Source organism: Amycolatopsis sp. NPDC049688 (assembly GCF_040674975.1).
Lineage (GTDB): Bacteria > Actinomycetota > Actinomycetes > Mycobacteriales > Pseudonocardiaceae > Amycolatopsis.
Genome location: NZ_JBFANY010000007.1, coordinates 312,928 through 334,531 on the forward strand (window position 1 = coordinate 312,928; position 21,604 = coordinate 334,531).

The window sequence follows — 21,604 nt, forward strand, 5'->3', positions numbered from 1 at the left end:
ATTACGTCGGAGGTAACGAGGGCTGCCCGGCCAGCAGCCGGTCCACCAGCGCCTCCACGAGGTCGTGCCGCTCCTCGCCGCCGAACAGGTCCGGCAGGGTCAGGCGTTCCATGATCAGCCAGTTCAGGGCCAGCCACAGCAGGACGACCGTCGTCCCGTCCCCGGGCAGCCCGGACTTCTCGTGGTAGCCGACGTTGAACTCGACGTCCGCCCGGATGCGGCGGGTGAGCACGTCCCGCAGCTCCGGCCGCCGGGTGGCCTCCAGCCGCAGTTCCAGCAGGGCGAGGAACCCGGTCGGGAACGCGGCGACGCGGTCGACGAGCTCGTGCATCAGCTCGGCGACGCGGGCCCGGTCGCGCGGCCCTTCGAGGCCGCCCGCGATGACGGCGTCGTCCACCAGCCGCTCGTAGACCCGCTCCCCGGCGTGCGTGAGGATTTCGGCGCGGCTGGAGAAGTAGTTCGACGCCGTGCCCACCGGGACGCCGGCCTGCTGGTCGACCGCGCGGAAGGTGAGCCCGCGGGCCCCCTCGGCGGCCAGGACTTCGATCGCGGCGTCGAGCAGGGCGGCCCGCCGCTCGGGATTGCGTCGCACCATGATCACTCCCGCCGCTCGGACTACTCCGGCCAAAGTACTACCGGCAGAGTGCCCGGCCGTGCTAGCGCCGCCGCGTCGCCGCGCGGATCTGCTCCGAAGCTTCGCGGTAGGCCGGTGCGGCGCGGGCGAAGTAGTCGAACAGGACCTCCTGCTGCTCCGGCGTGTAGCGGCCGATGACTTCGGCGATCCGGCCGCGGGCCGGGCCGACGATCCCTTCGACCCTCGCGAGGGCGTCCGGCACCGGCTCGACCAGCACCTTGCGCCGGTCGGCCGGGTCGGCGGCACGGCGGACGTACCCGGCGCGCTCGAGCCGGTCGATCAGCCGGGTCGTCGCGCCGGTCGTCAGGCCGGTGCGGGTGGACAGCTCGCCCGACGTCAGCGGGCCCTCCAGGTCGAGCAGGCTGAGCGCGTACCACTCGGTGGCGTGCAGCCCGGCGGCCTCCGCCCCGGCGAGGCCGTGCAGGCCCACCGCGTCCAGGTACCGCCGGAAGAGCACGTGCCGTTCCCCGGGACTTGCCATCTCGTCGTCCTCCTGCCTAATATCTGCATGTGTGCAGATACTGCACACGCGAAGCTAAGTATAGGAGACGACCATGCTGACCACCGACCGGACGACCGTCACCGCCGTGCTCGACTCGCTCGCCGACGCGTGGGGCCGCGGCGACGCCGACGCCTACGGCGCGCACTTCACCGAAGACGCGACGTACGTGACCTTCGTCGGCACGCGCTACGCCGGCCGCGACGACATCGCCGGCAGCCACCGCGTGCTGTTCGAGAAGTTCCTCAAGGGCACCAAGCTCGCGCACGAGGTGCTGGACGTGCGGTTCCTCGGCGCGGACGTGGCCGTCCTGACCAGCCGCGGCGACACCTACACCGGCGACGCACCGAAGAAGCTGTCGAAGGTGCAGACGTACACGCTGGTCCGCGACGGCGAGCGCTGGCTCGTCGCCGCGTTCCACAACACCCAGCGCAAGCCGCTGATGGAGCGGATCTCGTTCAAGTTCGCGCCGGAAACGCGGCCGAAGCAGTGAAGGCGCTGGTGACGGGGGCGAGCGCGGGCATCGGCCGCGCGTTCGCCACGATGCTGGCCGCGGCGGGCTACTCGGTGACGGCCGTGGCCCGCCGCGAAGACCGCCTCGCGGACCTCATGACCGCTCTCGGCCCGGGCCACGACCACCTGGTCGCGGACCTGGCCACCGCGGACGGCCTTCGGGCCACCGCGGATCGGCTGGCCGGGCCGTACACGCTGCTGGTGAACAACGCGGGCGCCGCGATCCACGGCGGCTTCGCGGAGACCTCGCTGGAAGACTCGCTGGCCGTCATGGACCTCAACTGCCGCGCGGTCGTGACGCTGGCCCACGCCTTCCTCGCCGGCGCCCGGCCCGGGTCCGCGCTGGTGAACGTGTCCTCGACGCTGGGCTTCACACCCAAACCGGGGCTCGGCGTCTACAGCGCCACCAAGGCGTTCGTGACGTCGTTCTCGGAAACCCTGTGGCACGAACAGAAAGCGCGTGGCGTGCACGTGCTGGCGCTGTGCCCGGGCGTGACCGCGACGGAGTCGCAGCGCGCTTCCGATGTCCCCGCCTGGCTCGTGCAGACACCGGAGGACGTCGTGGCGCGGGCCCTGCGGGCCGTGCACCGCCGTGAAGGGCCCACCGTGGTGCCGGGACGGCACAACGCCGTGCTCACCGCGGTCACCGGGCTGCTGCCGCGCCGGACCGCGGTGTCCCTGCTCGGCTAGACCCGCGCGACCGCGGCGAGGGCTTCCGGCAGCGTGAACGCGCCGGCGTAGAGCGCCTTGCCGACGATGGACCCCTCGACGCCGTCGGACGCCAGGCCCGCCAGCGCGACGAGGTCGGCCACACTCGACACCCCGCCGGAAGCGATCACCGGCGCGTCGGTGCGGGCGACGACGTCCCGCAGCAGGTCGAGGTTCGGGCCGCGCAGCGTGCCGTCCTTGCTGACGTCGGTGACGACGTACCGGGAGGCACCGTCGCGGTCGAGCCGCTCGAGGACGTCCCACAGGTCGCCGCCGTCGGAGGTCCAGCCGCGGGCGGAAAGCCGGTGGCCGGCCTCGGTGATCCGCACGTCGAGGCCGATCGCGACGCGGTCGCCGTACTCGCCGATGACCCGGGCGGTCCACTCCGGGTCTTCGAGCGCGGCGGTGCCGAGGTTGACCCGGCGCGCCCCGGTGGCCAGCGCGGCCTTGAGGGACGCGTCGTCGCGGATCCCGCCGGAGAGCTCGACCTGCACGTCGAGCTTGCCGACGACCTCGGCGAGCAGCTCCCGGTTGCTGCCCTTCCCGAAGGCGGCGTCGAGGTCGACCAGGTGGATCCACTCGGCCCCGTCGCGCTGCCAGGCGAACGCGGCTTCGAGCGGGCTGCCATAGGAGGTCTCGGTGCCGGCCTCGCCCTGGACGAGTCGCACGGCCTGGCCATCGGCCACATCAACGGCGGGAAGCAGCGTGAAAGTCACAGCGGTAACTCTAGGGCGGGGACCCCGATCACCCGGTCAGAGGGTCGCCAGCCAGTTGCGCAGCAGCTGCGCCCCGGCGTCGCCCGACTTCTCCGGGTGGAACTGCGTCGCCCACAGCGGCCCGTTCTCCACCGCCGCCACGAAATCCTCGCCGTGGTGGGCCCAGGTCACCTTCGGCTCCTGCCCGGCGAGGCCGTCGAGCTCCCACTTCCGCGCCGCGTAGGAGTGCACGAAGTAGAACCGCTCCTCCGGGTCCAGCCCGGCGAACAGCTGCGAATCCGCGGGCGCGCGGACGGTGTTCCACCCCATGTGCGGCAGGACGTCCGCGTGCAGCCGGTCCACGACGCCGGGCCACTCCCCCGTGCCCTCGGTCTCTTCGCCGTGCTCGACGCCGCGGGCGAAGAGGATCTGCATGCCGACGCAGATGCCGAGCACCGGGCGGCCGCCGGCGAGGCGCTTGCCGATGATCCGGTGCCCGTGCACCTCCAGCAGCCCCGCCATGCAGGCGGAGTACGCGCCGACGCCGGGCACGACCAGGCCGTCGGCTTCGATCGCGGCATGGGGGTCGGCGGTGACCTCGACGTCGGCCCCGGCGCGCGCCACAGCGCGTTCGGCGGAGCGGAGGTTGCCGGAACCGTAGTCGAGGATCACCACACGAGACACGCCACCCAGCGTAGCCGTCGCGCTCAGCGGCGCTCGAACGAATAGACGTCCGTCACCGTGTTGCACGGCGACGGCGGCACGACCTCCACCCGCAGCACGCCGGCGTCGTAGTCGACGCCTTCCGGGGTGAAGGTGCCCGTGCACGTGCTGACCAGCGGGACCTGGCCGATCTCGTGCACCCGCGCGGTGACGTCGCGGCCGGTCAGCGGGCGGGCGAGGTCGATCTGCAGGAGCTGGAGGTTGGTCGGGTACAGGTCGTTGTACGGGTCGCTGGTGGCGCAGATCAGCGTCGCCGGGCCGGTGAAGTCGCAGCCCTGGGCGCTGCGGATGTGGTGGTCGAGGTGGATGCGGGCGGCGACGGGGAGGTCGCCGGCCACCTTCGGGCCGCGCGGGTTGAGGAAGGGCGTCGGCGAGACGTAGAGCCGGTCGATCTCGCCGAGCGGTCCGGAGACGAGCCACTGCCCGTCGGGGGTGGCCGCGACCTGCGCGTTCGCGTTGGCCGCCGGTTCGTCGGCCTGCAGCGGGTGGACGAACTCCGTCGTCGTCCCGTCGGGCCGGGTGACCAGGTACATCTTCGTCGTGGGCGCCGGCGTCCGGGTGTCCTGGTAGACGTCGAAGACGTAGCCGCGCAGCGAGTCCGGGTCGCCGACGTGGCCCCAGCCCTCGTCCTTGAGCGGCTGCGGGATGGTGGCGCCGTTGCGGTAGACGATCTCGGGGGCGTGCCCCGGCAGCCGGAGGGTGGTGAGGCCCTCGCCGCTGATCCGGTTCTCGGCGGTCGTGTGGCCGACCTGCTGCCAGCGGGTGCCGTGCGCGGTGGCGACACCGCCGGCGGCGAGCAGGGTGACGGTGGTGAGGGCGAGCAGACTTGCCGTCCGCAGTGCGCGCATGTGCGCTCCTCGGGAGTTGAGGCCTTGGCGGCGGCGAAGCCATCCTGCCACAGAGCCCGCACTGCCCGGAAAAATCTTGGGGAAACCCGTTTGACCGTCCCACCCGCCGGGTATCACTTCACCCGATCGTGTGCGCGCACCCGCCACGAGCGGACGCCAGGGAGGCGAAGATGGCCGAGGACGATCTGCTGTCCCAGATGCTGCACGCCTGGCGTGACGACATCGAAAGCGTACCGTTTCCGCAGTTCAGCGAGTTGCTGATCCCCCGCCAGCAGGTCCGGCCGCGCTACACGCCCGGCCCGTCTGCTGCTCGCGTGACGAACGCCACGAGGAGAACAGACGCCTGACTGTGGTTTCCTGCGGTGGCCGCATCGACGCGTCCACCGGGAGTCCTCATGAGCAGCGCCCCTGATCCGCACGACTTCCTCGACCTCGACGCCGGGCTCGCCGAGGAGGAACGCGCGATCCGCGACGCGGTGCGCGCGTACGCGAAGGACCACCTGCTGGGGCACGTCGCCGACTGGTACGAAACGGGCGCGCTCCCGGCCGCGGAACTCGCGAAGGGCTTCGGCTCGCTCGGCCTGCTCGGCATGCACCTGGAGGGCTACGGCTGCGCCGGCACCAGCGCCGTCGCGTACGGCATCGCGTGCCGCGAACTGGAGGCCGTCGACTCGGGGCTGCGCAGCTTCGTGTCGGTGCAGGGGTCGCTGGCGATGTACGCGATCCACAAGTGGGGCAGCGAAGAGCACCGGCAGGAGTGGCTGCCGCGGATGGCCACCGGCGACGCGCTGGGCTGCTTCGGGCTGACCGAGCCGGACGCGGGCAGCGACCCCGGCTCGATGCGGACGCGCGCGGTGCGCGACGGGTCCGACTGGGTCCTCTCGGGCACGAAGATGTGGATCACCAACGGGACCGTCGCCGACGTCGCGGTCGTCTGGGCGCAGACCGACGACGGGATCCGCGGCTTCGTCGTCCCGACGTCCACGCCGGGGTTCACCGCGAACGAGGTCAAGCACAAGCTGTCCCTGCGGGCGTCGCTGACCGCGGAACTGGTCCTGGACGGCGTCCGGCTGCCGTCGTCGGCGGCGTTCCCCGAAGTCCGCGGCCTGCGCGGGCCGCTGTCCTGCCTGAACGAAGCCCGCTACGGCATCCTGTTCGGCGTGGTCGGCGCGGCGCGCGCGTGCTACGAAGCCGCGTTGGAATACACGCTGTCGCGTTCCCAGTTCGGCAAGCCGCTCGCCGGGTTCCAGCTGACGCAGCGCAAGCTCGCCGACCTGGTCGTGGAGGTCAACCGCGCGGGGCTGGTGGCGCTGCAGATCGGGCGGCTCAAGGACGCGGGTTCGCTGCACCACAACCACGTCAGCTTCGGGAAGATGGCGAACGTCCGGTCGGCGCTGGACGTGGCCCGCACCGCGCGGTCGATGCTCGGGGCGAACGGGATTTCGCTGGAGTACCCGGTGATGCGGCACATGGCGAACCTCGAGACGGTGCTGACGTACGAAGGCACCGAGGAGATGCACGCGCTGTCACTCGGTCAGGCGGTCACGGGGCTCGCGGCGTTCCGCTGATCGTTTTTTGTCGGTGGTGCCCGCTAGCTTCGGCGGCATGACCTTCTCCGACTTCGAAACCGTGCTGGAACTGCGGCGCTACACCCTGCACCCGGGCCGCCGCGACGAGCTGATCGAGCTGTTCGAACGCGAGTTCGTCGAGCCGCAGGAAGCGGCGGGCGCGCACCTGTTCGGGCTGTTCCGGTCGCGCGCGGCCCCGGACGAGTTCGTGTGGCTGCGCGGTTTCCGCTCGATGGACGAGCGCAAGGCGGCGCTCGAAGAGTTCTACTTCGGGCCGGTGTGGAAGGAACACCGGTCGGCGGCGAACGCGACGATGATCGACTCGGACAACGTCCTGCTGCTGCGCCCGGTGGCCGGCGGCCTCACTGCGCCACCACCGGGTGCGGACTGGTACGTGACGATCACTTCGCCTTCCCCGGTTCCGGAGCCGGTGTTCGCGGCGTTCGAGACGGAACCGTCGGAGAACACGTTCCCCCAGCTGCCGGTCCGCACGGACGGCCCGTTCGCAGTGTGGTTCAGCCGGACGCCGGTGTCGGGGGCTTCGGTGCAGCTGGAGCCGACGTCGCGATCACTGCTCCGGTGAGGCCTCCGCCAGGAACGCCCTGATCGACAAGCCCAGTGAGCCCGCATCCAAGCCGTGGGCCAGGTCGTGGTCCGCGATGTCCCCGTACGAGCGGACCTCGACGTCGCGGCGGACGCCGAGCGCCTTCATCCGGTGCGGCACATCGGAAAGCGCGTCCGCCACGCAATACGCCGACGTCCCGGCGAGGTACGGCTCCACGAGCACCACGGAAGGAGTGGCCGAAAGCACCGCCGACCGCAACCCGGCGCCGTCGAACGGCCGGATCGTCGAGGCGTACAGCACCGTCACGTCCAGGCCCGCCGTCGCGCGCAGGACCCGGTCCAGCACCGGGCCCACCGCCACCACCACGCCCCGGGATCCCTCCCGCAGCCTCGTGAACCCCACCCCGAGGTGCGCGGAAGCGTTCTCCTGCGCCGAAAGCCGCAGGTACACGCGGCCGTCGCCCGGGATCGACTCCAGCAGCAGCCGGCGGGCCTCCGCCGGGTGGCCCGGAACGTGGATCGTCCAGTCCGGCAGGGAATCGATCAGCGTCACGTCCGCCGGGGACTGGTGCGTGCGGCCGGCCGTCGGCATGTCGTACGACGCTCCCCACGACACCAGGACGCCACCCGCTTCCTGGTGCGAGAAGTCCAGCTTGATCTGCTCGAAGGCGCGCTCCACCAGGAAGGAGGGGAACGTGTGCACGATCGGCCGCAGCCCGGCGAGCGCCAGGCCCGCGCCCGTGCTGACCAGCAGCTGTTCTCGGATGCCGACGTTGATCACGCGGTCCGGGTGGCGCCGCGCGGCGCCGGCGAGCTGCGCGGCCGAGATGTCGGCCAGCACGACCGCGACGTCCGGGTCGGCGTCGACGATCCGTTCGGTGGTGGCGAGGAACTCTTCCCGCATCGGCAGCATGGTCAGCCTTTCGGTTCGACGACGGCGACGACGGCCAGCGGCCGGCCGGGGTGGGGGGTGGTGAAGGCGTCGTACAGCGCGTCGTGATCACGGCCGGACACCGTGCGGGTTTCCCAGCCTTCGACGGCGAACCGGCGCGCGATCCCGCCGGGCCAGCCGCGCGTCGACGACTGGTTGTCGATCACCACCGTGGTCAGGTTTCCGAGGCCGGCCCGCGCCGCGACGACGATCGCCTCGTGGTTCGAGCCCTCGTCCAGTTCGGCGTCGCCGACGAGCGTCACGACCTTCGCCCGCGTCAGGCCGCGGGCCCGCAGGCCGAGCGCGGTGCCGAACGCGATCGGCAGGCCGTGGCCGAGCGAGCCGCTGGAGATTTCGACGCCGGGGATGCGGCGCCGGTCGGGGTGGTGACCGAGCCGCGACACGGGGTCGGACCACGTCGGCAGCTCCGCTTCGGCGATGAAGCCCTTCGCGGTGAGCACGGCGTAGTACGCCATCGGGCCGTGTCCTTTGGAGAGCAGGAAACGGTCACGGCCGGGCTCGCGGAAGTTTTCGGTGGTGATGTCGAGCACGCGGTCGTAGAGCACCCAGATGACGTCCAAAGTGGACTCTGCGGCGGCGCTGTGCTTTTCGTCGCCGGTCATCAGCGCGATCAGCCGGGGCAGATCGGCGTAGCCGGGTTCGGTCACAGTGGTCATGACCCGACGATGCAACCTCGACTAAACTCGAAGTCAAGGATAGCCTGACCTGGTGACCAGGCTCGCTGAACATCTCAGCATCGGACAGGTGGCGGAACGCAGCGGGGTTCCGCACACGGCACTGCGGTTCTACGAGGAGAAGGGGCTGATCAGTTCGGAGCGGTCGGCGGGCAACCAGCGCCGCTACCCGCGTTCGGTGCTGCGGCGGATCGCGTTCATCCGCGCCGCGCAACGCGTCGGGCTCTCGCTCGAGGACATCAGCTCGGCCCTGGCGACGCTCCCGGCGGACCACGCCCCGACGAAGGCGGACTGGGCGCGCCTGTCCCGCGACTGGCAGCATGAACTCGACGCCCGGATCGATGCCCTGCAACGCCTTCGCGACCGGCTCACAGGTTGCGTCGGGTGCGGTTGCCTTTCCCTGCGCAGCTGCGCGTTGTACAACAACGACGACGAGCTGGCCCGGTTCGGCCCGGGGGCGAGCAAACTGCGCCCCGCGGTCGAAGGCGGCATCTAAATCGCTTGCGGGCGGGGAGGATGCTGAGGAGGCAATGAACGAAAACCATTTGATCCGCCTCTCGAAGAGGCTGGCGCGCCACCTGCGCCACGACCCGGCCGCCCTCGGCCTCACCCTCTCCCCCGACGGCTGGGCCCCGGTCGACACCCTGCTGAGTGCCCTCTCGATCACCCGGGAGGAACTCGACGAAGTGGTCGAGAAGAACAACAAGCGCCGTTTCGCCTTCGACGAAACGGGAACGCGCATCCGCGCGAGCCAGGGCCACAGCGTGGCGGTCGACCTCGGCCTGCCGGACACGGTTCCCCCGGACGTCCTTTACCACGGCACGGTGGCGACGTTCCTCGACGCGATCTTCCGCGAGGGCCTGCGCCCGATGAACCGCCACGCGGTCCACCTGTCGGCCACCCCGGAAACGGCCCGGACAGTGGGCGCCCGCCGCGGCAAACCGGTCATCCTCCGCATCGACGCCGCCGCCATGACCGCCGCCGGCCACAAATTCCAGGTAAGCGCCAACGGAGTCTGGCTCACCACCTCAGTCCCCCCGCCCTACCTCTCCCCCCACCCCTGACGTGTCGACCCCCCAATCACGCGAGATGCCCCTCCAATCACGCGAGATGACCTCCCAATCACACGAGATACCCCTCCAGTCACGCGAGTTCCGCCCTCAGCCACGCAAACCGACCCTCCAGGTACGCAAACCGACCCTCCAGGTACGCGAGTCGTCCGTCCAGGTACGCGAGTCGTCCCGTCGGGTACACGCGATTCGCGTGATCAAAGCCGGAACTCGCGTGATCAGGCGCGAGACTTTCGTGATGGGAGGGGCATCTCGTGTGATTGAGGGGGCATCTCGCGTGATCAGAGGGTCGACACGGGGTTCAGGGGGCGGCGGCGGGGGCGGCCGAGGAGGCGGCGGCCCACGTCGAGCAGTTCCGTGCGCAGCTCGTCGTCGCCGAGGGCGGCCAGGTCCGGGGAGCCGCCGGCCATGGCTATGCCCGTCAGGGTCACCAGGGCGTTGACGCGGGCCGTCGTGTCCGGGTCGGGGCCCGACAGGATGCCGAGCAGGGCCTGGCCGAAACCCTCCATGCCGCCGTGGGCCGACTTCTCGATCGCGCGGGCGATGCCCGGGTCGCTCGAAAACAGCGCCACCAGCGCCCGGTGGCGGATCACCAGGTCGACGAACCCCTCCAGCAGCAGGTCCACCTGCGCGCCGCGGCGCTTCTGCGCGGCCGCGCGGCGCACCAGGTCGTCCAGGTCGCGGACGCCCGGCTCGGCGACCGCCTCGGTGATCTCCGCCTTCGTCTTGAAGTGGTAGTACACCGCCGCCTTCGTGATGCCCAGCGCGTCCGCGATCATCTGCAGCGACGTGCCCTCGACCCCGTGTTCGGTGAACAGACGCAGCGCGGTCTGCAGCAGTCGGGTCCGGGTGTCCTCGGCCGGGCCGGCGGTCATTCTTCCTCCTCAGCAGCCGTCGGAGCCTACGTCACGCCTAGTCGATCGGCAAACCGGCTTACTAGCCGAACGGCTAGGGATAAACCTTGCTGTTCGGCAAGTCACATACTTGCCGATCGGCTTGGAGTCACCCTTGCCGATCGGCTAGCTTGGAAAGGACCCTATGGAGTGACTCGACCCCGTTCGGGCGAAACGGAGCTGACTCGTGGCGACCTTCCTGTACCGGCTGGGCCGGTTCTCCTTCCGGCGGAAAGCGCTGGTCGCGGCCGTCTGGGCGGCCGTCCTGGTGGCGCTCGGCCTGGGCGCGCTGACGCTGTCGGGCCAGCTGTCGAACTCGGTGACGATCCCCGGCACCGAGTCGCAGCGGGCGATCGACCAGCTCACCGCGAAGTTCCCGCAGGCCAACGCGGGTGGCGCCACCGCGCGCGTGGTCATCGAGGCGCCGGCCGGGACCACAGTGACCGACGCCAAGGGCAAGGCCGCCGTCGAAGCGCTCGTCGGGCAGCTGAAGACGGCACCGAAGGTCGCCGCGGTGGTCGACCCGTTCCAGGCGCAGTCCATCTCACCCGATCGGCGCGTCGCTCTCGCCCAGGTCAGCTACGGAGCGAAGGCGTACGAACTCACCGACGAGGACCGCCAGGCCCTGCAGGCCCCGGCCGACGCCGCCCGGGCGGCCGGCTTCACCGTCGAGTTCGGCGGCGACGCCATCCAGGGCGTGCCCGCGACCGGGGCCACCGAAGGGCTGGGCGTGGCCGTCGCCGCCGTCGTGCTGATCATCACCTTCGGCTCGCTGGTCGCCGCCGGGATCCCGCTGCTCACCGCGCTGATCGGCGTCGGCACCGGGATGGGCGGCATCTTCCTCGCCTCCGGGTTCCTCGAGCTGAACTCGAACACGCCGATCCTGGCGCTGATGATCGGCCTGGCCGTCGGCATCGACTACGCCCTGTTCATCGTTTCCCGCTACCGGCACGAGCTGAGCATCGGCCGCGACCCCGAAGAAGCCGCCGGACGCGCCGCGGGCACCGCCGGGTCCGCCGTCGTGTTCGCCGGGCTCACCGTCATCATCGCGCTGGCCGGGCTCACCGTGATCGGCATCCCGTTCCTCGGCCAGATGGGCGTCGCCGCGGCCGTCACCGTCGCGATCGCCGTGCTCATCGCCCTGACGCTGCTGCCCGCGATCCTCGGATTCGCCGGGGCCCGCGTCGCCGGCGGCCGCATCCGGCTGCGCCGCAAGCCGGTCGGAACGACGCACGGCGAGCGCTGGGCGCGGTTCGTCGCCCGCCACCGGATCCCGGTGCTGCTGGTCGCGCTGGCCGGGATGGCCGTCGTGGCGCTGCCCGCGCTGAGCATGCAGCTCGGCCTGCCCAACGACAGCACCGCGGCGCCCGAGTCGACGCAGAAGAAGGCGTACGACATCGCCAGCCGCAGCTTCGGCGAGGGCTCCAACGGGCCGCTGCTGGTCGTCGTCGACGTCTCCGCGAGCGCCAACCGCCAGGCGGCGCTCGGCCAGGCCGCGGCCGGCATTCAGAAGCTGCCGGACGTCGCCGCCGTCACCCCGCCGCGCGTCAACCAGACCGGTGACACGGCGTTGCTGACGGTGATCCCGAAGAGCGGCCCGAGCAGCACGCAGACCGAGGACCTGGTGGCCGCGATCCGCGCCGAATCCGGCAAGCTGGACGCGAAGCTGGCGGTGACCGGGCAGACCGCGGCGAACATCGACGTCTCCGAAAAGCTGTCGGACGCGATGCTGCCGTACCTGGCGCTGATCGTGGGGCTGGCGTTCGTGCTGCTGATGCTGGTGTTCCGCTCGGTGGTGGTGCCGCTGAAGGCGACGATCGGTTTCCTCGGCTCGGTCGCGGCGACGTTCGGCGCGGTGGTCGCGGTGTTCCAGTGGGGCTGGCTCACCGACCTGCTGGGCGTCGAATCGACCGGCCCGATCATGAGCATGCTGCCGATCCTGCTGATCGGCGTGCTGTTCGGGCTGGCGATGGACTACCAGGTGTTCCTGGTGACGCGGATGCGCGAGGAGCACGTCCACGGCGCGGAGCCGCAGGAGGCGATGGTGACGGGCTTCCGCCACGGCGCGCGGGTGGTGGTCGCGGCGGCGCTGATCATGATCAGCGTGTTCGCCGGGTTCGTCCTGGCGGAGTCGTCGCTGATCCAGTCGATCGGTTTCGCGCTGGCGTTCGGTGTGCTGGTGGACGCGTTCGTGGTCCGCATGACGCTGGTCCCGGCGGTGATGTCCCTCCTGGGCCGCGGCGCGTGGTGGCTGCCGAAGTGGCTGGACCGGATCCTGCCGGATGTGGACGTCGAGGGCGAGAAGCTCACGAAACAGCTGGACGAGCCCGAGGAGCGGGAACTGGTCGGCGCGAACCGCTGACCCTGGTTGTCCACAACCCCGTGGGGTTGTGGACAACCAGGCTTCGGCCAGGGGTTTTGTCGGGCCTGTCGATAGACTGGACTTGGGACGCGCGCGCTGCGGTGCGACGTTCGTCAGGTGCAGGGCGGCCACCCGGTCCGGCGACCGGGCCGCGAGGATCTCGGCGACCGTGCCACCCACGTCGCCGCCGGACACCGGGTACCGGGTGTAACCGAGCTCGGCGAGTGCGGCCGCGATGATCCCGGCGATCCGGGCGGCCGACATCCCGGGCGTCGTGAGCGGAGCCGCGAACGGGAAACCCGGCAGCGCGGGCATTACCACGTGCACATCCGCGAGCAGCGGCAGGACGCGCTCGAATCGCAGCACCGAGTCCGGCCATCCGTGCAGCAGCACGACGATCGGCGCACCGGGGTCCCCGGACCGCTGGTGGGGTGGGGACCAGCCGCGTCCGCCACCCGGCAGCGGATCCTCGTGCACGCCAGGCGCCAGTTCGCCCGGCACGGGTACACGGCGGTCAAGGTCAAAGGTGTGGCCGGCGGCGACCGCGCCACGCTGGGGGCCAGACTCGCGGCGAACATCGTCCGCCGCTGGTTCGGTCCCCGGGTGAGGATCCCCTGCTGGTGCTGCACCGGGCAGCCGGCGAACGCCAGGAGGCGGCCGAGGCGCTGGCCGCGTTCCTCGACACCAACTCGCTGGAACCACTGCACCGCTACCTGCGCGATAGCGGCCTCGACGACGCGGAAGCCCGTAGCCGGGCCCCCGCGATCGACGCCTTCGTGCTCGGCGTTTCGACGCGGCGCCGGGTGCTGCGTTTCGAACTCGGCGATCCCGCCGAGCTCGAAGCGTGGCTGGGCGCCACACCATCCAGCGGCTCGCCGACGGGTGAGGGGCTAGCTGGAGAACCAGAAGATCGCGCCGCCGATGGCGAGCAGGGCCGCGATGCCCAGGACCACCGCCATGAACTTCGCCGTCTTCCAGGTCGAATACACGCCGCCCACGAGGAAACCCCCGAGGGCGAGCAGCAGGACTCCGACGACTCCGTTGTTCACAGAACACCCTTCGTGGACGGGATGCCGCCCGCCCTCGGGTCCGGCTCGGTCGCCGCGCGCAATGCACGGGCCACCGCCTTGTACTCCGCCTCCGCGATGTGGTGCGGGTCGCGGCCGTGGATCACCCGGACGTGCAACGCGATCTGGGCGTGGAACGCCAGCGAGTCGAATACGTGGCGGGTCAGCACGAACGGGTAGTTGCCGCCGATCGTGAAGGTGTTGAACTGCTCCGGCTCGCCCACGTGCACGCAGTACGGCCGCCCCGAGACGTCGATGGCCGCGTGGGCCAGCGTTTCGTCCATCGGGATCCACGCGTCGCCGAAACGGCGGATGCCGCTCTTGTCGCCCAGGGCCTGGCGGATCGCCTGGCCCAGGACGATCGCCGTGTCCTCGACCGTGTGGTGGGCGTCGATGTGGACGTCGCCGGTGGCCTCGACCTTGAGGTCCAGCGAGCCGTGGACGCCGAACGCCGTCAGCATGTGGTCGTAGAACGGGACGCCGGTCGAGATCTCGACTTCGCCCGTGCCGTCGAGGTCCAGCTGCACGAAGATCGAGGACTCCTTGGTGGTCCGTTCGACCTTGCCGATGCGGGTCATCGCGAGACTTCCTTACTCGCCTCGAGGAAGGCGTCGTTCTCTTCCGGCGTGCCGATGCTGACGCGCAGGTGCCCGGGGATGCCCGGGTCGCGGATCAGCACGCCGAGGTCCAGATAGGACTGCCAGGCCGCGTGCGGATCGGCGAACCGTCCGAAGAGGACGAAGTTCGAGTCGCTCGGCACCGGGTCGTAACCCAGTCCCGCCAACGCCTCCACGACGCGGTCGCGTTCCGCGGCCAGCTTGTGCACGCTGTCCAAAGTGGCGTCCGCGTGCCGCAGGGCCGCGCGGGCCGCCGCCTGCGTCAACCGCGAAAGGTGGTACGGCAGGCGCACCAGCTGCAACGCGTCGACCACCGCCGGCGCTGCCGCCAGGTAGCCCAGCCGGCCACCCGCGAAGGCGAACGCCTTGCTCATCGTGCGCGAGACGATCAACGACGACGGGTAGTCCGCCAGCAGCGAGACCGCGCTCGGCTGCGACGAGAACTCCGCGTACGCCTCGTCGACCACCACGATCCCGGTGGCCGTGTCGAGCAGCAAGCGCAGCTCCGGCAGCGGGATCGAGCCACCCGTCGGGTTGTTCGGGCTCGTGACGAACACGACGTCCGGACGCCGGTCGCGGATGACCGCGGCCGCCGCGGCCGTGTCGAGGCTGAAGTCGTCGCGGCGCGGCGCCGGGACCCACTCGGTGCGGGTGCCGGACGCGATGATCGGGTGCATCGAGTACGACGGCTCGAAGCCGAGCGCGCTGCGCCCGGGACCGCCGAACGCCTGCAGGATCTGCTGCAGCACCTCGTTGGACCCGTTCGCGGCCCAGACGTTCGCCTCCGACAGCACCACCCGCGTCGACACGCTCAGGTAGTGGGCCAGGTCCTGCCGCAGCGCCACCGCGTCGCGGTCCGGGTACCGGTGCAGCTCGGCCGCCTCCGCCCGGACCGCCTCCGCCACGTCCGCGATCAGCGCGGGCGGCGGCGGGTACGGGTTCTCGTTGGTGTTGAGCCGGACCGGGACGTCCAGCTGCGGCGCGCCGTAGGGCGACTTCCCCCGCAGGTCGTCCCGCAGCGGCAGCTGGTCCAGGGTGACGTCTTCGCCGATCGTCATCGGACCGAACCTCCGAAGCGCGCGGCGACGGCCTCGCCGTGCGCGGGCAGGTCCTCGGCGTCGGCCAGCGCGACGACGCGGCCGGCGACCTCGCGCAGCGCGTCCTCGGTGTAGTCCACGACGTGGATGCCCTTGAGGAAGCTCTGCACCGACAGGCCCGAGGAGTGGCGGGCGAACCCGCCGGTGGGCAGCACGTGGTTGGACCCGGCGCAGTAGTCGCCGAGCGACACCGGGGCATACGCGCCGACGAAGATCGCGCCCGCGTTGCGGACCCGGGCGGCGACCGCACGCGCGTCCGCCGTCTGGATCTCCAGGTGCTCGGCGGCGTAGGCGTCGACGACCCGCAGTCCATCGTCCACTGTGGACACCAGGATGACGCCGGACTGCTTGCCGCCCAGCGCTTCGGCGACCCGCGAGCTGTGCTTCGTCGCGGCGACGCGGTTCAGCAGTTCCTCGTCGACGGCGTCGGCCAGCTCGGCCGACGTCGTGACCAGGACGCTCGCGGCCAGGGGGTCGTGCTCGGCCTGGCTGATCAGGTCGGCGGCGACGTGCACCGGGTCGGCCGTCTCGTCGGCGAGGATCGCGATCTCGGTCGGCCCGGCCTCGGAGTCGATGCCGATCAGGCCGCGCAGGAGCCGCTTGGCCGCGGTGAGGTAGATGTTGCCCGGCCCGGTGACGACGTCGACCGGGGCGAGCTCGGCGCCGTCGGTGTCCGTGCCGCCGTACGCCAGCAGCGCCACGGCCTGCGCGCCACCGGCCGCCCACACCTCGTCGACGCCGAGCAGCTCGGCCGCGGCGAGGATGGTCGGGTGCGGCAGGCCGTCGAACGCGGCCTGCGGCGGCGAGCAGACGACCAGCGAGCCGACGCCGGCGATCTGCGCCGGGACGACGTTCATCACCACGGTCGAGGGGTACACGGCCAGCCCGCCCGGGGCGTACAGCCCGACACGCTCGACCGGCACCCACTTCTCGGTGACCGTGCCCCCCTCGACGACCGTCGTCGTGACATCGGTGCGGCGCTGCTCGGCGTGCACCTTCCGGGCCCGGGTGATCGACTCCTCCAGCGCGGCACGCACCGCGGGGTCGAGCTCCTCCAGAGCGCGGGTCAACGCGGCCCGCGGCACGCGTACCGCGCCGGGCCGGACCTTGTCGAACTTCTCGGTGTATTCGAGGACGGCTTCGACACCGCGGTCGCGGACCGCCTCGACCACCGGGCGCACGTGATGCAGCGCCGCGTCCACGTCGTATTCGGCGCGAGGGAGCGTGGCGCGCAGTTCGGCGGCGGTCGGGACCTGCCCGCGCAGGTCGGTGCGGTTCAACATGCCCTCCAGGGTACGAGGTCACGCCCAGCCGCTTTTCAGCGATACTCCCCGGTGACGGCCGATCCCAGCATGCAGGAGGCAACGGTGGCGCGAATCGCGTTGTGCCAGGTCAACTCGGGTGACGATCCGGAGGCGAACCTGAAGCTCGTTCGCACCGGGGTGGAAGCCGCGGTGGCGGACGGCGCGCGGATCGTCGTGTTCCCCGAAGCGACCATGGCCCGCTTCGGACGGCCCCTGGAGCCGGTGGCGGAGCCTCTCGACGGGCCGTGGGCCTCGGCCGTGGCCGCGGTGGCCGCCGAGCACGACGTGGTCGTCGTGGCCGGCATGTTCACCCCGGCGGACGGCGGCCGGGTGCACAACACCCTGCTGGTCACCGGCGGCGGGCACCACCGCGGCTACGACAAGATCCACCTCTACGACGCGTTCGGGTTCGCCGAGTCCGACACGGTCGCCCCCGGCTCCACGGCGACCACCTTCGAGCTGGACGGCGTCGTCTTCGGCGTCGCGACCTGCTACGACGTCCGGTTTCCGGAGCTGTTCCGCGCGCTGGCCGACGACGGCGCCGACGTCGTGCTGCTGCCGGCGTCGTGGGGCGCGGGCGAGGGCAAGCGCGAGCAGTGGGAGGTGCTGGTGCGGGCGCGGGCCCTGGATTCCGGCTGCTGGGTGCTGGCGTGCGGCCAGGCCGACCCGGCGGCGACGGGCGTCACGGTCAACCCGAAGGCGCCGACGGGCATCGGGTACTCGCTGGTCGCGGACGGCTTCGGCCGGGTCGCCGCCACCGCGGGCGCCGGCGCGGAAACGCTCGTGGTGGACGTCGATCCGGCGGTGTCGGCCAAGGCCCGCGCCGCAACGGGAGCCCTGGCCAACCGGCGCCTCTAGCGGGACCGGACCTCAGCGCAACAGGCCCTCGCGGATGGCGACGCGCACGAAACCCGCGCGCCGCCGTTCGCCGGTCTTGTCGCGGATGCGGTCCAGGTACGACCGGACCGTGCGGACGCTGATGTTGAGGATCTCCGCCACGTCGACGTCCCGCTCCCCCGCCGCCACCAGGCGCAGCACCTGCTTTTCCCGCTCCGACAGCACGATCTTCGGGCCCGCGTGACGCTCTTCGCTGTCCTGGATGATCATCCCGGCCAGCGTCGGCGACACGTATGCGTTGTCGTCGGCGATCGTACGGATCGCGCGCAGCAGCTCGTCGCCGTCGACGTCCTTCGACAGGAAGCCCTTCGCGCCCGCCTGCATCGCGCCGAGGACCTCCGGCTGCTCCGCGTGCGCGGACACCACCAGCACCTTGTGGCCCATCTGCCCCACTTCCAGCACCGCGGCCGCGTCCTGGACGCCACGCAGCTTGAGGTCGAGGACGACGACGCTGCCCGCTGGCTGCTCCTGGACCGCGAACCGGGCCACCGAGTCGGCGACCGCGCCGAGTTCGATGTCCGGCGCCTCGGTGAGCACGCGGGTCAGCGCGTACCGGTAGAGCGGGTGGTCCTCGATCACCCCGACCGGGATGCGCCGCGCGGAGCCGCTCATTTGCGGCCGCCGCGCCGCGGGCCCGCGCCGCCGATCAGGCCGCGGCGGATGGCCTCCTTGACCAGCCCCGGCCGCCGCCGTTCCCCGGTCTTGTCGCGGATCCGGTCGAGGTAGCCGCGGACCGTCCGGACGCCGATGCCGAGGATCAGCGCGATGTCGACGTCCCGCTCCCCCGCCGCCACCAGCCGCAGCACCTGCTCCTCGCGCGGCGACAGCTCGGCTTCGGCCGACACGGCCGGGCGGTCGGCGTTGTCCTTCATGATCATCCCGGCGACCACGGCCGAGACGTACGCGCCGCCGCCCGCGACCGTCTTGATCGCGATGAGCAGCTCGTCCGCGTCGACGTCCTTCGACAGGAAGCCGCGCGCGCCCGCCGCGATCGCGCCGAGCACGACCTCCGGCTCGGCCTGCGCGGAGACGACGAGCACGTGGTGCCCGAGCTCGCACACCTCCAGCACCGCCGCCGCCCCCGCGACACCGGGGAGACCGAGGTCCAGGAGGACCACGCTGCCCGGTGGCTGCCGGTGCACGTGGAACCGGGCGACCGAATCGACGACCGCACCGAGCTCGACGAAGTCCGCCTCGGCCAGCACACGTTCCACGGAGACGCGGTACAGCGGGTGGTCTTCGATGACCGCGACCCGGACCCGCCCCTGGTCCAGCTCACCCTCGGTCGGACGTTCTTCTGTCATGTGCACGACTTTCACCCCGTTCCACCCGACGGAGCCGGCCGCCCGGCCGCAGCCGGGTCCAGCGCGGGGCCCGTCGGCACCAATGCCAGCAAACTACCTGCGATCGGCGGCTTGGCGACGCTTCCGTAGCCCAGCGAGGCCAGGGACTGCGCGTTCACCACCGGGTACTTCCGGCCCGTGTCGGTCACCAGGTACGCCGTGACCGAACCGGCTTCGACGACGACCGCCCCACCCGAAGGAGGGACGTAAACCTCGTCCGCCACCCTTGCTTCGGTCCGGGTGGCGACCTGGATGGCCTTGGCGCCGGCGGGAAGCGGGAATTCGGCCGAAACGAGCAACCGGCTGCCCTGAACGCACAGCGCCACGGAGTTCCCGGTGATCGGGGCCTTGCCGGGGATGCGGTCGGGGAAGGCCGCCGGGTCCGCGCCGCCGGCCCGCGGCGCGGCGACCTTCGGCACCGCGGCGACGTCCGCCGCGCGGACCTCGACCGGCGCGGGCGGCCCGGGGTAGGCGGCGGCGTTGGCCTCCGTCGTCACCAGCAGGCTCGCCTCGGTCTGCCCGACCGGCTCGAGACCGTCGCGGCGGACCAGGTAGTACGACGTGGCGGTGCCGGGCGCGGCCATCGCGTCGACGACGGCGAGGACTTCGCCGACGCGGCTGCCGCGGCCGCCCACCGCGGGGCCCGGGTCCCCGGCGCCGTCGACCGGCAGCGCGGTGAGGTCGCGGCCCGCCGGGACGGTGTCGATCCAGCGCGAGGACACCGCGATCGTCGGGTAGCTGTCGAACTGCAGCGCGGTCGCGGCCTCGTCGCTCAGCTTGTAGCGCCGTCCGCCGGCGAGCAGGAACCGGTCGCCCTGCGGCAGCCGCACGATCACGCCCTGGTCCCGCGGCAGCTCGACGCCGGACGCGGGCGGGGCCAGCAGGACGGCGGTGCGCGGCTCGGCCGACGCGGGCGCGTCCTGGGTGGTCCGGCTGCAGCTCGTCCAGGGGACGTTCACCAGCGCCTTCGGCGACGGCAGCGAGTCGGGGGCGCCGGGGATGCCGATCTGCGTGCCCCGGCCTGCCTTGCCGAGGTTCTCCGGCGACACCGACACGGTCGCGTCGCCGTTGCCGCCGACCAGCAGCCGCGCCGAGGCGTAGTTGAGCACCGGGTGCAGGACGCCGTCGGCGCCGAGCACGAACCGGGCGCCGGTGCCCTCCTCGACGATCACCTTCCCGCCGGCCAGCCAGTCCTTGCCCCCGGCGGGGTTCAGCAGCCCGATGATGCCGAAGACGGCGGTGACCAGCAGGGCGGCCGCGACGCCCAGCACGGTGCCGAGGACGAGCCGCCGGCTCGGCGAAACGGGGTGGTTGGCGTCGGCGGCGACGAGCGCGGAGACGAGCCTGCGGCGGAGGAACTGGTACGCCTGGATCTGGTCCCGCTGCGTCCACACGCTGCTGTGCCCCCGCTGTGTGCGTCGTCCTCCCGAGCAGCCGATGCTAGGCACCGGACCAGGGCGCGGCGAGGGTAATTTTTACGCCCACGCCGCATCTGGGGAGGCAGTAGCGTCGGGGGCCGGGGAAAGGGGAGCCCGTGTCCGTCGATACCGCCGTCCGCCCGGCACCGTTTCGGCCCGCGGCCACACCGCTGCCGTGGCTGCTGCCGGTCCGCCCGCTGCAGGCCGCGGTGTGGGAGATCGCCGCGATCGCCGTGCTGCTCGCGTGGCTGGTCGGCGGCGTCACCCAGCCGGTGCGGATCGGCGTCAGCGCGGCGGCGGGGCTGGTGGTGCTGCTGACGTCGGTGCGCTTCGCCGGGCGGCACCTGGCGGGCTGGGCGCTGACGTGGACGGCGTTCCGGTTGCGCCGCCACGACACCCGCCGCGACAGCCCGGACCCGCTGTTGTCCGTGGCCGGGCCGGTGAAGGTCCGCCAGCACGTCGACCGCGCGGGCAACCGGTTCGGCGTCGCGGAGGTCGACGGCGGCTGGAGCGCGTTGATCCGGTTGACCCCGGGCCCGGGAGCGCCGGGGCCGCTCGTGGAGGCTTTGCGCTCGGCGTACGAGCGGGCGGACATCCCGCTGGCGTCGGCCCAGCTGCTGACCTGGGCGATCCCGCGCGGTGAGCAGGTGCTGCGGGTGCGCTGGCTGGCGGTGCGGTACCGGCCCGACCTGGCCCCGATCGCGGCTTTGGCCCGGGGCGGCGGAGACCTCGGTGCGTTGCGGAGCACGGCGTCGGCGGCGTTGAGCCTGATGGGTGTGCTGGCCGAGGCGGGGTACCAGAGCACGGTCTTGGAGGCCGGGGAGCTCGCGAAGGAACTCCGGGTGGCGCTGGGCGTTCAGGGGCCCGCGTCCGGCGCGCCTGAGGGGTGGCGGGCCTGGACCTGGGGTGGGGCGGCGCAGGTGTGCTTCACGCCGCGGTCGCCGCAGGTGCTGGATCCGGCGGTGCCGGGAGCGGCCTTCACGGCGACTTCGTACACGCTGACGCGGACGGCCGGGGGACGGGAGAAGGCCGAGGTGACGGTCCGGGTGGGGGCGCGGCCGGGGGCCGCGGTGCCGGTGCCGCCCGGGATGGTTCCGCTGCACGGGCGGCATGGGGCCGGGGTGCGCCGGACCCTGCCGCTCGCGCTGGACGGCTGAC

At 72.0% G+C, this 21,604-nt stretch carries 25 protein-coding genes and 2 pseudogenes; 11 read left to right on the plus strand and 16 right to left on the minus strand.

Annotation, left to right across the window (positions count from 1 at the left end):
• Window position 1: 1 nt before the first annotated feature.
• The gene (locus tag AB0J55_RS24760; RefSeq protein WP_364252756.1) at window positions 2–595 is read right to left on the minus strand and encodes a TetR family transcriptional regulator; all 594 of its coding nucleotides are present in this window, start codon (window positions 593–595) and stop codon (window positions 2–4) included.
• A gap of 61 nt (window positions 596–656) precedes the next feature.
• Window positions 657–1,115 (minus strand): MarR family transcriptional regulator, encoded by a 459-nt coding sequence (locus AB0J55_RS24765; protein ID WP_364252759.1) that lies wholly within the window; start codon window positions 1,113–1,115, stop codon window positions 657–659.
• Between the two features lie 73 nt (window positions 1,116–1,188).
• On the opposite strand from AB0J55_RS24765, the gene AB0J55_RS24770 reads away from it, so the two are divergent.
• A complete protein-coding gene (locus AB0J55_RS24770; RefSeq protein WP_364252762.1) occupies window positions 1,189–1,626 on the plus strand; it encodes an SgcJ/EcaC family oxidoreductase in 438 nt (145 codons plus the stop codon).
• An 8-nt stretch (window positions 1,627–1,634) separates the two neighbouring features.
• Entirely contained in the window at window positions 1,635–2,336 is a 702-nt protein-coding gene (locus tag AB0J55_RS24775) for an SDR family NAD(P)-dependent oxidoreductase (protein ID WP_364252765.1), read from the plus strand.
• Here AB0J55_RS24775 and priA read toward each other — a convergent pair.
• From priA to AB0J55_RS24790, 3 genes are read right to left on the minus strand one after another with little or no spacing between them, the layout of a single operon-like run.
• Window positions 2,333–3,070 carry a bifunctional 1-(5-phosphoribosyl)-5-((5-phosphoribosylamino)methylideneamino)imidazole-4-carboxamide isomerase/phosphoribosylanthranilate isomerase PriA gene (gene priA / locus AB0J55_RS24780; protein WP_364252768.1) on the minus strand — a complete coding sequence of 246 codons (738 nt, stop codon included), beginning with the start codon at window positions 3,068–3,070 and terminating at the stop codon, window positions 2,333–2,335. The genes AB0J55_RS24775 and priA overlap by 4 nt on opposite strands.
• 36 nt (window positions 3,071–3,106) lie before the next feature.
• Complete coding sequence (gene hisH, locus AB0J55_RS24785; protein ID WP_364253104.1) at window positions 3,107–3,724, minus strand: imidazole glycerol phosphate synthase subunit HisH; 618 nt, start codon at window positions 3,722–3,724, stop codon at window positions 3,107–3,109.
• A gap of 32 nt (window positions 3,725–3,756) precedes the next feature.
• On the minus strand, window positions 3,757–4,620 hold the full coding sequence (locus AB0J55_RS24790; RefSeq protein WP_364252771.1) for a hypothetical protein: 864 nt from the start codon (window positions 4,618–4,620) through the stop codon (window positions 3,757–3,759).
• Between the two features lie 170 nt (window positions 4,621–4,790).
• Here AB0J55_RS24790 and AB0J55_RS24795 point away from each other — a divergent pair, with 170 nt between their 5' ends.
• The 3 genes from AB0J55_RS24795 to AB0J55_RS24805 are packed head-to-tail and all read left to right on the plus strand — an operon-like array spanning window position 4,791 to window position 6,771.
• Complete coding sequence (locus tag AB0J55_RS24795; RefSeq protein WP_364252774.1) at window positions 4,791–4,967, plus strand: hypothetical protein; 177 nt, start codon at window positions 4,791–4,793, stop codon at window positions 4,965–4,967.
• 48 nt (window positions 4,968–5,015) lie between these two features.
• Window positions 5,016–6,188 carry an acyl-CoA dehydrogenase family protein gene (locus AB0J55_RS24800; RefSeq protein WP_364252777.1) on the plus strand — a complete coding sequence of 391 codons (1,173 nt, stop codon included), beginning with the start codon at window positions 5,016–5,018 and terminating at the stop codon, window positions 6,186–6,188.
• A 37-nt stretch (window positions 6,189–6,225) separates the two neighbouring features.
• A complete protein-coding gene (locus AB0J55_RS24805) occupies window positions 6,226–6,771 on the plus strand; it encodes an NIPSNAP family protein (protein WP_364252780.1) in 546 nt (181 codons plus the stop codon).
• On the opposite strand, the gene AB0J55_RS24810 is transcribed toward AB0J55_RS24805, so the two are convergent.
• The gene (locus tag AB0J55_RS24810; RefSeq protein ID WP_364252783.1) at window positions 6,757–7,665 is read right to left on the minus strand and encodes a transketolase; all 909 of its coding nucleotides are present in this window, start codon (window positions 7,663–7,665) and stop codon (window positions 6,757–6,759) included. The genes AB0J55_RS24805 and AB0J55_RS24810 overlap by 15 nt on opposite strands.
• Before the next feature lie 2 nt (window positions 7,666–7,667).
• Window positions 7,668–8,360 carry a thiamine pyrophosphate-dependent enzyme gene (locus AB0J55_RS24815; RefSeq protein WP_364252786.1) on the minus strand — a complete coding sequence of 231 codons (693 nt, stop codon included), beginning with the start codon at window positions 8,358–8,360 and terminating at the stop codon, window positions 7,668–7,670.
• A 52-nt stretch (window positions 8,361–8,412) separates the two neighbouring features.
• Here AB0J55_RS24815 and soxR point away from each other — a divergent pair, with 52 nt between their 5' ends.
• Both soxR and AB0J55_RS24825 read left to right on the plus strand, forming a co-directional pair.
• Complete coding sequence (soxR, locus tag AB0J55_RS24820; protein ID WP_364252789.1) at window positions 8,413–8,874, plus strand: redox-sensitive transcriptional activator SoxR; 462 nt, start codon at window positions 8,413–8,415, stop codon at window positions 8,872–8,874.
• 34 nt (window positions 8,875–8,908) lie between these two features.
• Window positions 8,909–9,442: an RNA 2'-phosphotransferase gene (locus tag AB0J55_RS24825; protein WP_364252792.1), complete on the plus strand. Its 534-nt coding sequence runs from the start codon at window positions 8,909–8,911 to the stop codon at window positions 9,440–9,442.
• 287 nt (window positions 9,443–9,729) lie between these two features.
• Here the strand turns inward: AB0J55_RS24825 and AB0J55_RS24830 are convergent, their stop codons facing one another.
• The gene (locus tag AB0J55_RS24830) at window positions 9,730–10,323 is read right to left on the minus strand and encodes a TetR family transcriptional regulator (protein ID WP_364252795.1); all 594 of its coding nucleotides are present in this window, start codon (window positions 10,321–10,323) and stop codon (window positions 9,730–9,732) included.
• A gap of 205 nt (window positions 10,324–10,528) precedes the next feature.
• Between AB0J55_RS24830 and AB0J55_RS24835 the strand changes: the two genes are divergently transcribed.
• The gene (locus tag AB0J55_RS24835) at window positions 10,529–12,703 is read left to right on the plus strand and encodes an MMPL family transporter (protein ID WP_364252798.1); all 2,175 of its coding nucleotides are present in this window, start codon (window positions 10,529–10,531) and stop codon (window positions 12,701–12,703) included.
• A 108-nt stretch (window positions 12,704–12,811) separates the two neighbouring features.
• Here the strand turns inward: AB0J55_RS24835 and AB0J55_RS24840 are convergent.
• Window positions 12,812–13,405, minus strand: a pseudogene (locus AB0J55_RS24840) (alpha/beta fold hydrolase); the annotation flags it as partial.
• On the opposite strand from AB0J55_RS24840, the pseudogene AB0J55_RS24845 reads away from it, so the two are divergent.
• Window positions 13,324–13,500 (plus strand): annotated as a pseudogene (locus AB0J55_RS24845) (TetR/AcrR family transcriptional regulator); the annotation flags it as partial. The pseudogenes AB0J55_RS24840 and AB0J55_RS24845 overlap by 82 nt on opposite strands.
• Before the next feature lie 93 nt (window positions 13,501–13,593).
• On the opposite strand, the gene AB0J55_RS24850 reads toward AB0J55_RS24845, so the two are convergent.
• The 4 genes from AB0J55_RS24850 to hisD are packed head-to-tail and all read right to left on the minus strand — an operon-like array spanning window position 13,594 to window position 16,767.
• Entirely contained in the window at window positions 13,594–13,752 is a 159-nt protein-coding gene (locus tag AB0J55_RS24850; RefSeq protein ID WP_364252801.1) for a hypothetical protein, read from the minus strand.
• A complete protein-coding gene (gene hisB, locus AB0J55_RS24855) occupies window positions 13,749–14,348 on the minus strand; it encodes an imidazoleglycerol-phosphate dehydratase HisB (RefSeq protein ID WP_364252804.1) in 600 nt (199 codons plus the stop codon). The genes AB0J55_RS24850 and hisB overlap by 4 nt, the downstream gene beginning before the upstream one ends.
• Window positions 14,345–15,445, minus strand: coding sequence for a histidinol-phosphate transaminase (locus tag AB0J55_RS24860; protein WP_364252807.1), 1,101 nt, complete (start codon window positions 15,443–15,445; stop codon window positions 14,345–14,347). Before AB0J55_RS24860 ends, hisB begins: the two co-directional genes overlap by 4 nt.
• Window positions 15,442–16,767 carry a histidinol dehydrogenase gene (gene hisD, locus AB0J55_RS24865; RefSeq protein WP_364252809.1) on the minus strand — a complete coding sequence of 442 codons (1,326 nt, stop codon included), beginning with the start codon at window positions 16,765–16,767 and terminating at the stop codon, window positions 15,442–15,444. Before hisD ends, AB0J55_RS24860 begins: the two co-directional genes overlap by 4 nt.
• 84 nt (window positions 16,768–16,851) lie before the next feature.
• On the opposite strand from hisD, the gene AB0J55_RS24870 reads away from it, so the two are divergent.
• Complete coding sequence (locus tag AB0J55_RS24870; protein WP_364252812.1) at window positions 16,852–17,646, plus strand: carbon-nitrogen hydrolase family protein; 795 nt, start codon at window positions 16,852–16,854, stop codon at window positions 17,644–17,646.
• 12 nt (window positions 17,647–17,658) lie between these two features.
• Here AB0J55_RS24870 and AB0J55_RS24875 read toward each other — a convergent pair whose 3' ends face one another.
• The 3 genes from AB0J55_RS24875 to eccB are packed head-to-tail and all read right to left on the minus strand — an operon-like array spanning window position 17,659 to window position 20,422.
• Window positions 17,659–18,297, minus strand: a complete 639-nt coding sequence (locus AB0J55_RS24875; protein WP_364252814.1) for a response regulator transcription factor — start codon at window positions 18,295–18,297, stop codon at window positions 17,659–17,661.
• Window positions 18,294–18,989 (minus strand): response regulator transcription factor, encoded by a 696-nt coding sequence (locus AB0J55_RS24880; protein ID WP_199199193.1) that lies wholly within the window; start codon window positions 18,987–18,989, stop codon window positions 18,294–18,296. Before AB0J55_RS24880 ends, AB0J55_RS24875 begins: the two co-directional genes overlap by 4 nt.
• 11 nt (window positions 18,990–19,000) lie before the next feature.
• Complete coding sequence (eccB, locus tag AB0J55_RS24885) at window positions 19,001–20,422, minus strand: type VII secretion protein EccB (protein WP_364252817.1); 1,422 nt, start codon at window positions 20,420–20,422, stop codon at window positions 19,001–19,003.
• Between the two features lie 140 nt (window positions 20,423–20,562).
• On the opposite strand from eccB, the gene AB0J55_RS24890 reads away from it, so the two are divergent.
• Window positions 20,563–21,603, plus strand: a complete 1,041-nt coding sequence (locus AB0J55_RS24890; RefSeq protein WP_364252820.1) for a type VII secretion protein EccE — start codon at window positions 20,563–20,565, stop codon at window positions 21,601–21,603.
• The last annotated feature ends 1 nt before the right edge of the window (window position 21,604 follow it).

Bases quoted from the DNA above. Each gene is read 5' to 3' on its own strand.
- AB0J55_RS24805 (WP_364252780.1), top strand. From the start codon at position 6,226: ATGACCTTCTCCGACTTCGAAACCGTGCTGGAACTGCGGCGCTACACC.
- AB0J55_RS24875 (WP_364252814.1), bottom strand. From the start codon at position 18,297: ATGAGCGGCTCCGCGCGGCGCATCCCGGTCGGGGTGATCGAGGACCAC.
- AB0J55_RS24795 (WP_364252774.1), top strand. From the start codon at position 4,791: ATGGCCGAGGACGATCTGCTGTCCCAGATGCTGCACGCCTGGCGTGAC.
- AB0J55_RS24800 (WP_364252777.1), top strand. From the start codon at position 5,016: ATGAGCAGCGCCCCTGATCCGCACGACTTCCTCGACCTCGACGCCGGG.
- AB0J55_RS24880 (WP_199199193.1), bottom strand. From the start codon at position 18,989: ATGACAGAAGAACGTCCGACCGAGGGTGAGCTGGACCAGGGGCGGGTC.
- AB0J55_RS24760 (WP_364252756.1), bottom strand. From the start codon at position 595: ATGGTGCGACGCAATCCCGAGCGGCGGGCCGCCCTGCTCGACGCCGCG.
- AB0J55_RS24860 (WP_364252807.1), bottom strand. From the start codon at position 15,445: ATGACGATCGGCGAAGACGTCACCCTGGACCAGCTGCCGCTGCGGGAC.
- AB0J55_RS24770 (WP_364252762.1), top strand. From the start codon at position 1,189: ATGCTGACCACCGACCGGACGACCGTCACCGCCGTGCTCGACTCGCTC.
- AB0J55_RS24790 (WP_364252771.1), bottom strand. From the start codon at position 4,620: ATGCGCGCACTGCGGACGGCAAGTCTGCTCGCCCTCACCACCGTCACC.
- AB0J55_RS24830 (WP_364252795.1), bottom strand. From the start codon at position 10,323: ATGACCGCCGGCCCGGCCGAGGACACCCGGACCCGACTGCTGCAGACC.
- hisD (WP_364252809.1), bottom strand. From the start codon at position 16,767: ATGTTGAACCGCACCGACCTGCGCGGGCAGGTCCCGACCGCCGCCGAA.
- hisB (WP_364252804.1), bottom strand. From the start codon at position 14,348: ATGACCCGCATCGGCAAGGTCGAACGGACCACCAAGGAGTCCTCGATC.
- AB0J55_RS24825 (WP_364252792.1), top strand. From the start codon at position 8,909: ATGAACGAAAACCATTTGATCCGCCTCTCGAAGAGGCTGGCGCGCCAC.
- AB0J55_RS24810 (WP_364252783.1), bottom strand. From the start codon at position 7,665: ATGCTGCCGATGCGGGAAGAGTTCCTCGCCACCACCGAACGGATCGTC.
- AB0J55_RS24765 (WP_364252759.1), bottom strand. From the start codon at position 1,115: ATGGCAAGTCCCGGGGAACGGCACGTGCTCTTCCGGCGGTACCTGGAC.
- AB0J55_RS24815 (WP_364252786.1), bottom strand. From the start codon at position 8,360: ATGACCACTGTGACCGAACCCGGCTACGCCGATCTGCCCCGGCTGATC.